Below are 11,411 nucleotides of genomic sequence, written 5' to 3' on the forward strand. Positions count from 1 at the left end.
GAAATTCAGAGGATGTTCCAGTGTCTTTGCTGATGCATAAACTGCAGGTTGAACTCGGCGAGCGTAGTTACCCGATTTACATAGGCCGTGAGTTGCTGGCAGATTCTGCCCTGTTGGCAGAACACGTCGTTGGAACGCAGGTCGTTATCATCAGTAACGATACTGTAGCGCCGCTTTACCTCGATCGCCTGCGCGCAGCCCTGGGCGAGCGGGAGCTGGTCACAGAGATCATTCTTGCCGATGGCGAGCAGTTCAAGTCAATGGACACGCTCAACGAAATCTTCGACCGGGTACTGACCGACCGTCACAGCCGCAGTACCACCATGATCGCGCTGGGTGGCGGTGTCGTCGGCGATATCACCGGCTTCGCCGCGGCCTGCTACCAACGCGGGGTGAAATTCGTCCAGGTGCCTACCACACTGCTGTCCCAGGTGGACTCCTCTGTAGGCGGGAAGACCGCGGTGAATCACCCCCTGGGTAAAAACATGATTGGCGCCTTCTATCAACCGCAGGCAGTGCTGATCGATATCAATACCTTAAGCAGTCTGCCCTCACGTGAGTTTGCCGCGGGCGTGGCTGAGGTACTGAAGTACGGATTGATCTGTGACGCGCCGTTTTACCGGTGGTTGCAAGAGCAGATGCCCAAGTTGCTGGCCAGAGAAGAGGCAGCCCTCGCCGAAGCCATAGAGCGCAGTTGCGCATGCAAAGCGGAAGTGGTCGCTGCAGATGAACGTGAGGGAGGCCTGCGCGCCATACTTAACCTGGGCCACACATTTGGCCACGCCATAGAGACGGCGCAGGGCTACGGCAACTGGCTGCACGGAGAAGCTGTAGCGACCGGCATGTTGATGGCCATGGAGTTGTCCGCGCGCCGCGGCTGGATTGATCGTGAGGAGGTGAAGGGCTTCCGGGATCTCCTGCTGGCGGTGAATCTGCCGGTTCGTCCGCCGTCAGAGATGACGCCAGGGCAGTTTCTGGACCTGATGGGGCGTGACAAAAAAGTCTTGGACGGCAGGCTGCGCCTGGTTTTGCTAAAGTCCATGGGCGAGGCGGTGATAGTGGATGATGCCACCGAGAGCGAGTTGACCGATCTCCTGGAGCACTTCCTGAAAGCCGCGTAAAAAGGGCCTGTCACGGCGTTTGTCGCCCACCGGCCATCTGTGTAAAATAACGTCCCCCCTCTGTCCCGGTTTCTTTTGTTGGCCGGGCTGCCGGTGTAACTTGTTGTTTTCAATTGATATTCTGGACTGACTATGAGCGCAGGCCTATTTAGACCTGAAGAGTTCCGCGACAACTGCGGATTCGGACTGATTGCCCACACTTCCGGTGACGCCAGTCACCGTCTGCTGGAGACGGCTATCGAGTCATTGACGTGCATGACACACCGCGGAGGAATCGCTGCGGATGGCAAGACTGGCGACGGTTGCGGCCTGCTTATGCAGATGCCTGCGAGCTTCATGCGCACGCTGGCTGACGAGTGTTTCAACACCCGGCTTGAAGACAGCTTTGCCGTGGGCCAGATGTTTCTTAGCACCGACGAAAGCAAGGCCGAAGCTGCCCGCAAGGCCACGGAAGTCGCGCTAACAGACCAGGGGCTCACCGTGCTGGGTTGGCGTGTGGTGCCTACGGATGACTCCGTCTGTGGTGAAATCGCGCTGCAGACCCTGCCGCGTATTGAGCAGGTATTTGTAAATGCGCCGGGGCTGACAGAGGTTGAGTTGAGTACCAGGCTTCTGGTAGCGCGCCGCAAAGCTGAAATAGCTTGTGAAGCAGACAAGGAGTACTACATCGCCAGCCTTTCCGGCCGGGTGATCTCCTATAAAGGGCTGGTGATGCCGGTTGACCTGCCGCAGTTTTACCTGGACCTCGCTGATCAGCGCCTGGAAACAGCGATTTGTGTTTTTCACCAGCGTTTTTCTACCAACACCATGCCGCTGTGGCCGCTGGCTCAGCCGTTCCGCCTGCTGGCCCACAACGGCGAAATCAATACCATTGCGGGGAACCGCAACTGGGCTGAGGCCCGCACGGCTGGTTTTAAAACGGACTTGCTGCCCAATATCAAGGATATTGCGCCACTGGTTAACCGCACCGGCTCTGATTCATCCAGCCTGGACAACATGCTCGACGTGCTGCTGACAGGCGGCGTTGATATGGCCCGCGCGTTGCGCATGCTGGTTCCACCCGCCTGGCAGAACATGGAGTTGATGGATCCTGATCTCAAGGCATTCTATGAATATCACTCCATGCATATGGAGCCCTGGGATGGCCCCGCGGGTATCGTGCTCACCGATGGGCGCTATGCTGTCTGCATGCTCGACCGCAATGGCCTGCGCCCCGCGCGCTGGGTCAGGACCAAGGACGGGTTCATTACCCTGGCCTCCGAGATCGGCACCTATGATTACAGGCCGGAGGACGTGGTCGCCAAAGGCCGGGTTGGCCCCGGTCAGATGATCATGGTGGACACCCATACGGGTGAGTTGTTGCAGACTGAGGACATTGACCAACGCCTGAAATCGCGACAACCCTATAAGCGCTGGCTGAAGGAGAAGGCCAGCCGAATTGAGGGTACGTTTGGCAGTGAAATGATTTCCGGCATCGAACGGGATCAGTTGGATGCCTATATGAAAATGTTCCAGGTCAGCTTTGAAGAACGCGACCAGGTCCTGCGACCGCTGGCTGAATCCGGGAATGAGGCAGTCGGCTCAATGGGCGATGACACGCCAATGGCGGTGCTGTCACGCAAAGAGCGATCGCTATACGATTATTTTCGGCAAAAATTTGCCCAGGTTACCAATCCGCCTATAGATCCCTTACGGGAAACCATTGTTATGTCGCTGGAGACTCACCTGGGCGGGGAGAAGAACCTGTTCGAGGAGGGGCCTGAGCACGCAGATCGGGTGATCCTTTCCTCGCCGGTTTTGTCACAGGGTAAGTTCACCAGCCTGCTCGCCCTTGAGCGACCCGGGTATACGGTGCACAAGATCGATTGTACTTACGACACGGCGACCACCCATCTGCAGGAAGGTATTGCGGCGGTGGTATCCGCTGCGGAGGAGGCGGTGCGCGGCGGTGCGGCCATCCTGGTGTTGTCTGATCGCGGCGTTGAAAACGGGCGTCTGCCGGTTCACAGCCTGTTGGCAACCGGCGCCGTCCATCACCATCTCATCAAAGCGGGCCTGAGGACGGAGGCCAATATTGTTGTTGAGTCTGCCAGTGCCAGGGACTCACACCAGATTGCCTGTCTCATCGGGTTTGGGGCGACGGCCGTCTATCCCTATCTCGCCTACAGTGTTCTGGAGGAACTGATTCGCTGTGGTGAAGTGCTGGGTGAACCCAGCACCTGTTACAAGAACTATCGCAAGGGCATTAACAAGGGCCTGCTGAAAATCATGTCCAAGATGGGCATCTCTGCGGTGAGCTCTTATCGAGGTGCACAGCTTTTTGAAGCGGTTGGCCTGTCCAGTGAGGTGGTTGATGTTGCCTTCTGTGGCGTCGCCTCGCGTATTGAAGGAAGCGGTTTTGCCGAGCTCGAGCGGGAACAGCAGGCGCTGTCTGCCCGCGCCTGGTCTGCTCGCAAGGGAATCGAGCAGGGCGGTTTGCTGAAATATGTTCACGGTCAGGAGTACCACGCATTCAACCCTGATGTTGTCATGACCCTGCAACAGGCAGTAGCCAGCGGCGACTATAGTGACTACCAGCGCTACGCGACGCTGGTCAATGAGCGCCCAGCAGCGACCTTGCGCGATCTGCTGAAACCTGTGGAGCAGGGCAGTATCAGCCTCGATGAAGTGGAGCCGATAGAGAGCATTCTGCCGCGCTTTGACTCGGCCGGTATGTCACTGGGTGCGCTTAGCCCCGAAGCTCATGAATCCCTGGCCGCAGCAATGAACCGCATCGGCGCGCGCTCCAATTCTGGAGAAGGTGGCGAAGACCCGGAGCGTTTCGGTACCGAGCGGGTATCCAAGATCAAGCAAATTGCCTCGGGAAGGTTTGGTGTGACCCCTCACTACCTGGTCAACGCAGAGGTACTGCAAATCAAGGTCGCCCAGGGAGCGAAGCCTGGCGAGGGCGGCCAGTTGCCCGGGGGTAAAGTGAACGGGTTGATTGCGCGCCTGCGTTACTCTGTTCCCGGTGTCACCCTGATTTCACCGCCCCCGCACCACGATATCTATTCCATCGAGGATCTGGCGCAGCTTATTTTCGATCTCAAGCAGGTTAATCCGCAAGCTCTGGTTTCAGTAAAGCTGGTTTCGGAGCCCGGTGTCGGTACCATCGCCGCCGGCGTGGCCAAGGCCTATGCTGACCTGATTACTATATCCGGCTACGACGGCGGCACTGCAGCAAGTCCTTTGACGTCGATACGCTACGCGGGCTCGCCCTTTGAGCTTGGCCTGGCTGAAGTGCAGCAGACCTTGCGCGGCAATAGCCTTCGCGGCGCTATTCGCCTGCAGGCCGATGGCGGTTTGAAAACCGGCCTGGATGTGGTCAAGGCGGCAATACTTGGAGCCGAGAGTTTTGGTTTTGGCACGGCGCCTATGGTGGCCCTGGGCTGTAAGTATCTGCGTATCTGCCACTTGAATAATTGTGCTACCGGCGTCGCGACACAGCATGAGAAACTTCGTGAGGACCACTTCAACGGCACCGTGCAGATGGTGGTCAACTTCTTTACCTTTATTGCTACCGAGACCAGGGAGTGGCTGGCCAGGCTGGGTGTGCGCTCCCTGGAAGAGTTGATAGGCCGAACCGACCTGTTGGAGGTGCTGCCTGGTACCACCGACAAGCAGGCTCGCCTGGACCTTTCCCCCATCCTGCACAAGGATGAGTCTGCGCAGGGCCAACCGGAGTTTTGCCAGGTGTCGTCCAACGACCCCTTCGACAAAGGGGAGAAGGCCGAAGAGATGGTCTCGGCAACGCTGGCTGCCATTGAATCCCAGTCGGGCGGCGAGTATGAATTTACTGTGTGCAATTGTGATCGCTCTATCGGTGCGCGTTTGTCGGGAGAGATTGCTCGACGCTATGGCAACCACGGCATGGATGCGAATCCGCTGGTTCTGCGCCTGACCGGCACAGCGGGACAGAGCTTTGGTGTGTGGAACGCCGGTGGCCTTCATATGTATCTGGAAGGTGACTCCAATGACTACGTCGGTAAAGGTATGGCCGGCGGCAAGCTGGTGATCTACCCGCCCAGGGTCAGTGAGTTCAAGTCCCAGGACACATCGATTATCGGCAACACATGCCTCTATGGCGCAACCGGCGGTCGTCTGTTTGCCGCGGGCATAGCAGGTGAGCGTTTCGCGGTCCGTAACTCCGGCGCACACGCTGTTGTGGAGGGTGCAGGTGATCACTGCTGTGAGTATATGACCGGCGGTAACATCACAGTGCTCGGCCCCACTGGAGTCAACTTTGGCGCTGGCATGACCGGTGGTTTTGCCTACGTGCTGGATCTGGACCGCACCTTTATCGACAAATATAACAGTGAGTTGGTGGAGATCCATCGTGTCAGCTCCGAATATATGGAGCCCTATCGCAACCACTTGCGCAGTAATATGCGCGAGTATGTCGAGGAGACCGGGTCCGAGTGGGGTGCGTACCTGCTGGAAAATTTCGAGGACTATGTCGGCAAGTTCTGGCTGGTCAAGCCCAAGGCAGCAGAGTTCGATCGTCTGCTTTCACGTCTGCGCAACACCGATTGATGCGGGTGCAGGAGTAAGTTATGAGCAATCGTCTGGCAAATACTTTTCAGTTTATTGATGTCGGTCGGAATGACCCGGACAAGAACACCATTCAATCGCGCAGAAGCGATTATGTGGAAATCTATAAGCCGTTCACCAAGGACCAGGTAGCGGAGCAGTCTCACCGCTGCCTGTCCTGTGGCAACCCTTATTGCGAATGGAAGTGCCCGGTGCACAATTTCATTCCTGACTGGTTGAAACTGGTCACCGAGGGCAACCTGTTCGAGGCCGCCGAACTCAGCCACCAGACCAATACGCTGCCGGAGGTTTGTGGCAGGGTCTGTCCTCAGGACCGCCTTTGTGAGGGTGCCTGTACGCTTAATGACGGGTTTGGGGCGGTGACGATAGGCGCTTCAGAGAAGTACATTACTGACACCGCACTGGCCATGGGCTGGCGCCCGGACCTGTCACGAGTTGTAAAGACTGATAAAAAGGTCGCAATAATCGGTGCGGGACCTGCGGGTCTTGGGTGTGCTGATATTCTGACGCGCAGCGGCGTGAAGGCAGTGGTCTTTGATCGCTACCCGGAAATTGGCGGTCTGCTGACCTTTGGTATCCCGGAATTCAAGCTCGAAAAGCAGGTCATGGTGCGCCGCCGCGAAGTCTTCGAGGGCATGGGTATAGAGTTTCGCCTGAACACAGATATTGGCAGGGATGTGCAGATCGGTGAGTTGCTGGAGCAGTATGATGCCGTGTTCATGGGCATGGGCACCTACACTGCAATGAAGGGTAACTTCCCCGGAGAGGACTTGCCTGGTGTATATGAGGCGCTGCCCTATCTTGTTGGCAATGTGAATCACAACCTGGGTTTTGAGCAGGACGCTGAGGCCTATGTGAACCTCAAAGGCAAGCGGGTCATTGTGCTGGGCGGTGGAGACACGGCCATGGACTGCGTTCGAACCGCCGTGAGACAGGGAGCGGACAAGGTGATTTGTGCCTATCGTCGGGATGAGGAGAACATGCCCGGATCGCGTCGCGAGGTGCAGAATGCCCTCGAGGAGGGTGTAGAGTTTCTGTTCAACCGGCAGCCGGTTGAGGTGGTGGAATATTTTGGTCAGGCCTGCGGTATCAAGGTGATTGAAACCGAACTGGGTGAGCCGGATGCCGGAGGCCGCCGTCGCCCGCAGCCCATTCCTGGCAGCGAGGAAGTGCTGGAAGCAGATGCGGTCATAATTGCCTTCGGTTTTCAGCCCAGTCCCCCGCGCTGGCTGGAAGAGGTCGGGGTGCAAACCAACGACTGGCAGGGTGTTGTTGCGGAAGAAGAACAAACCTATAAGTTCCAGACCAGTAATCCGAAAATCTTTGCCGGCGGCGATATGGTGCGTGGCTCTGACCTGGTAGTGACAGCTATCTGGGAAGGACGCCAGGCAGCCGAGGGAATACTTGACTACCTTGAAGTCTGATCCGGAGCCAGTACCCATGACTGAATTGAAGAACGACCGTTTCCTGCGCGCATTGCAGCGCCAGCCTGTTGATCGCACGCCTATCTGGATGATGCGCCAGGCAGGGCGCTATCTGCCCGAGTATCGGGCCACCCGTAAACAGGCGGGATCGTTTCTGGATCTGTGCAAAAATGCGGAGCTGGCATGCGAAGTGACCATGCAGCCGCTGCGACGTTATCCAATGGATGCAGCCATCCTGTTTTCGGATATTCTCACTGTTCCCGATGCCCTGGGTCTTGGACTGTACTTTGAGGAAGGCGAAGGGCCCAAGTTTCGCAAGACCGTGCGCAGCGAAGCGGATCTTGCGGCGCTGAACAGCATCAAGGCGGATGATGACCTGGCCTATGTGATGAATGCAGTGCGCACGATTCGCGCCGAGCTGAATGGAGAGGTTCCCCTGATCGGCTTTACCGGCAGCCCATGGACGCTGGCCACCTACATGGTGGAAGGCGGAGCATCCAAGGATTTCGCCAACGTCAAGGGTATGGCCTACGACAAGCCTGAACTGATGCACGGCCTCCTCTCATTGCTCGCTGATGCGGTGGCAGACTACCTGGCAGCACAGATTCGCGCGGGTGCGCAAGCCATACAGATTTTTGATACCTGGGGCGGCAGTCTTTCTGCGGCCGGGTATAAAGAATTCTCTTTGAAGTACATGCAGCGAATCATCTCGCGGTTGCAGGCTGATTCCGACACACAGAACATTCCGGTGATTGTCTTCACCAAGGGCGGTGGTCAATGGTTAAGTGCGATCGCTGGCTGCGGTGCGCAGGCCGTGGGCATAGACTGGACAACAGATATCGGTGTGGCCCGCGGACAGATTGGTGACAGCGTTTGCCTGCAGGGTAATATGGACCCGAGTATGCTGTTTGCTTCGCCGACAAGGATTCGCGAAGAAGTTGCGGCGATTCTGGCCGGATTTGGCCATGGCAGCGGGCACGTGTTCAATCTGGGTCACGGGATCACCCCCGGGGTCAACCCGGATCACGTTACCGCGTTTGTTGACGCAGTGCAGGAACTGTCGCCGCAGTATCACCAGGCCGACTGAGCCGCTGTGTCATTTGCGGTACTCTCTTGCTGCGGCTGGTGGCGTTAGCCCCCCGGTTCAGCTGGCCGCAGATACATCGTTTCCGTCGCAACAAAAATCGTGATCCATATCCAGGGCCGGCGATTCCGAGGTCGGCCGGCCGACAACCCTGGCGGGGACCCCTGCCACGGTAGTGTGAGGCGGAACATCTTCCAGTACCACGCTGCCGGCGCCGACTTTGGCGCCCTCGCCAACGCGTATGTTGCCCAGGATCTTGGCCCCTGCGCTGATCAGTACACCGTCACCGATCTTTGGATGACGATCTCCATCTTCCTTGCCGGTACCGCCCAGCGTCACAGATTGTAGGATGGAAACGTTGTTGCCGACGACGGCTGTTTCACCGATGACCAGACCGGTAGCATGGTCCAGCATGATGCCCCTTCCCATACGCGCAGCGGGATGGATGTCCACGCCGAACTTTACCGAGACACGGTTCTGGAAGAACAGGGCCATGGAGCGTCTTTCATTATTCCATAGCCAGTGTCCTATGCGGTGACTTTGCAGCGAGTGATAGCCCTTGTAGTAGAGGAAGGGGATGTACAGCTCATGGGAGGCAGAATCGCGATCCACCACTGCCAGTAAGTCTTCTCGAGCCGCCGCTGCGATGGCCGGATCTGCACGCATGGCATGCAACATCACTTCGCGCAGCAACAGTGATGTTACGGTGGGGCTGTCCAGTTGACTGGCCAGGTGAAAGCTCAGCGCACATTCCAGGCTGTCATGATTGAGGATGGTGGAGTGCAGGAAGCTGGCCAGTACAGGCTCTTCCTGAGCGTGTATTTCAGTTTCCGTGCGGATGCGATCCCATACCGGGTCTTGCTGCTTGGGCATGAATGTAACTCCTTATCGACCGAGGACTGTAGCCTATAAACCGTGATTCGTCACGGCAGGTCACAGCGAAATTGCCATAGGGAATGGCCGCTGCGCTGATATTTTTCTTCGAACAGAGTCAGGGGTGCGGCCTTGGCGATAAGTGAGATGCAGCCGCGCCGTCCCGCATGGTGCATGGCAAGACCGAACTCCTCCACATACAGTTGCCAGTTGCTGCGCAATTCGACGCCACCGCCCAGGGCGAGAAGCCAGGCGAAGCCAGGATGGCCGTGGATGCGTCGCTGCAGGTGTTTGCTCTTTGGCCAGGGGTTGGGGTAGAGCAGGTAGTGGTGTGCCAGTCGATAGCCGTCCTGCAGCAGTAGTTGCCAGATATCCTCTGCCTGGGCACGCAGCAGCAGATAGTTGTCTGTGGCCAGCGGCACATGCTTGTCGAGGCGATGCTCTGATTGGTCGATGCCCGCTACCAGGCAATCCGGGTGTTTCCTGGCGAGCAGCGCTGTGCTCATTCCGGTGCCGCAGAAGGAGTCCAGCACCAGTGGTCGCTGTTCGTGGCGGAGCCTGTCCCTGAGCACCGTATAGGCGTTGTGGGAGTGTTCTGCCACCGGCCGCCTGAAGTCGCTTTCAAGGTGCCTGGTGACGACTTCCAGCAGTCGCGGATGCAGCCCCGGCTGATTGCTGCTGACCTCGCGCGACTGGTTTTTTTCGTCATTCATCATCGGTGTTCCGGGCTTATCCATTGATGTTCATCACTGGCATTGCCATGATAACGCACCCCTGGCAATAAACACGGCGGACAAGACCCGGACATGCGTGAAGACCTGCGACCCTGGTGGCTGAAAAAATCATACCTGCGTTTCCGTCACTGGTACGCAGAATACTTCCTGCGCCCTGAATGTGAGGCGCTGGGCCCCTATCACACCATTATGAAGCCCTGGTACGTCAATATCTCTGGCAACAACATTCGTATCGGCCGCTCCTTTACCGCTATCGGTGAGCCCATGCACCAGGTAGAGATCGGCGTATGGGGTCGGGAGCAGGGTCATGGCCGGGTTGATATTGGTGATTGCGTGTTGATGAGTCCCGGTTCGCGGATCAGTGCCAGTGATGAGGTTGTGATCGGGGATGGCACCATGTTTGCAAACGGTGCCTATGTTACCGATTCAGACTGGCACATGATTTACGACCGTACCGAGCGAGACCCGCGGCCCACGCCGGTGCACATAGGCCGTAATGTCTGGCTTGGCGATGGGTCCTGTGTGCTCAAGGGGGTGACCATCGGTGACAATTCGGTGGTGGCGGCCCGCGCCGTGGTCACACGGGATGTACCGGCTAATGTGGTAGTGGCCGGCAACCCGGCGAAAGTGGTGAAGGAGCTGGATCCGGAACGCGGCTTCGTTACGCGTATGGACTATTTTGCCGACCCTGAGGCAATTGAACGCTTTTTCGATGCGATCAACGCGGAGGTGCTGGCGGGCAACAGCTTGTGGCGCTGGCTCTGGGCTGTGATCTATCCGCCTTCGAAGCGACACTAGCCGCGCCTATTCCGCGGACAGCGTCTGCACTCCTTCGCTGCTTCCCAGGAGCAGCACATCGGCGGGTTTGAGAGCGAACAAACCGTTGGTGACAACGCCGGTGATGCCATTTATCTTCGCTTCCGTGGCGAGTGGTTGTGGAATAGAGAAGTTATAGACGTCGAGGATGATATTACCGTTATCGGTAACCACGCCCTCCCTGTACACTGGATCGCCGCCCAGCTTAACCAGTTCACGCGCCACGTGACTCCTGGCCATGGGGATGACTTCCACGGGCAGCGGAAATGCGCCCAGCGTATGAACAAGCTTGGATTCGTCGGCGATACAGATGAATTCCCGGGCCACCGCAGTGACAATTTTTTCCCGTGTCAGCGCTGCTCCGCCACCCTTGATCAGCTGCAGTGAGCGATTGCACTCGTCTGCCCCATCTATATAGAAGTCGACCTGATCCACTGCATTCAGGTCGTAAACTGGAATGCCGTGTTTTTTCAGCCGCTGCGCGGTTGCTTCGGAGCTGGCGACAGTAGCGTTGATGTGGCCGCGAATTTCTGCCAGACAATCAATGAACAGATTGGCGGTAGAGCCGGTACCAATTCCGAGCACCGTATCATCGTCGATCTTTGGTTTGATATAGGCCAGGGCGGCCTCTGCTACTGCTTGTTTCAGCTCGTCCTGATTCATGTTTGCTGCTCCGGCTGTTAGGCGAGGTGGCATTATAGGCCACCCTCATATGGCGGACAGCATTATTACAGTGCCGCGGGGGTGGAATTCTTGCGGTGCTTCATTA

General features: G+C 57.5%; 8 protein-coding genes. 5 read left to right on the plus strand and 3 right to left on the minus strand.

Going from position 1 to position 11,411, the window contains the following annotated elements; genetic code table 11:
* Positions 1-32: 32 nt before the first annotated feature.
* The 4 genes from aroB (at position 33) to hemE (ending at position 8,222) form a co-directional block, all read left to right on the plus strand.
* A complete protein-coding gene (gene aroB / locus C0039_RS08600; RefSeq protein ID WP_101517931.1) occupies positions 33-1,121 on the plus strand; it encodes a 3-dehydroquinate synthase in 1,089 nt (362 codons plus the stop codon).
* Between the two features lie 132 nt (positions 1,122-1,253).
* Entirely contained in the window at positions 1,254-5,693 is a 4,440-nt protein-coding gene (gene gltB, locus C0039_RS08605) for a glutamate synthase large subunit (protein WP_101517854.1), read from the plus strand.
* Between the two features lie 20 nt (positions 5,694-5,713).
* Positions 5,714-7,135, plus strand: a complete 1,422-nt coding sequence (locus C0039_RS08610; protein ID WP_101517855.1) for an FAD-dependent oxidoreductase — start codon at positions 5,714-5,716, stop codon at positions 7,133-7,135.
* A gap of 16 nt (positions 7,136-7,151) precedes the next feature.
* The gene (gene hemE, locus C0039_RS08615; protein WP_101517856.1) at positions 7,152-8,222 is read left to right on the plus strand and encodes a uroporphyrinogen decarboxylase; all 1,071 of its coding nucleotides are present in this window, start codon (positions 7,152-7,154) and stop codon (positions 8,220-8,222) included.
* Positions 8,223-8,279: 57 nt separating this feature from the next.
* Here hemE and cysE read toward each other — a convergent pair whose 3' ends face one another.
* Together cysE and trmB are read right to left on the minus strand one after the other, a co-directional pair.
* A complete protein-coding gene (cysE, locus tag C0039_RS08620; protein ID WP_075999896.1) occupies positions 8,280-9,092 on the minus strand; it encodes a serine O-acetyltransferase in 813 nt (270 codons plus the stop codon).
* Between the two features lie 50 nt (positions 9,093-9,142).
* Entirely contained in the window at positions 9,143-9,829 is a 687-nt protein-coding gene (gene trmB, locus C0039_RS08625) for a tRNA (guanine(46)-N(7))-methyltransferase TrmB (RefSeq protein WP_243391584.1), read from the minus strand.
* A gap of 69 nt (positions 9,830-9,898) precedes the next feature.
* Here trmB and C0039_RS08630 point away from each other — a divergent pair, with 69 nt between their 5' ends.
* Positions 9,899-10,624, plus strand: a complete 726-nt coding sequence (locus C0039_RS08630; RefSeq protein ID WP_101517857.1) for an acyltransferase — start codon at positions 9,899-9,901, stop codon at positions 10,622-10,624.
* Between the two features lie 6 nt (positions 10,625-10,630).
* On the opposite strand, the gene rpiA is transcribed toward C0039_RS08630, so the two are convergent.
* On the minus strand, positions 10,631-11,305 hold the full coding sequence (gene rpiA, locus C0039_RS08635; RefSeq protein ID WP_075999899.1) for a ribose-5-phosphate isomerase RpiA: 675 nt from the start codon (positions 11,303-11,305) through the stop codon (positions 10,631-10,633).
* Between the last annotated feature and the right edge of the window lie 106 nt (positions 11,306-11,411).

This window comes from Pseudohalioglobus lutimaris, assembly GCF_002866825.1.
In the GTDB taxonomy this organism is placed as follows: Bacteria; Pseudomonadota; Gammaproteobacteria; order Pseudomonadales; family Halieaceae; genus Halioglobus; species Halioglobus lutimaris.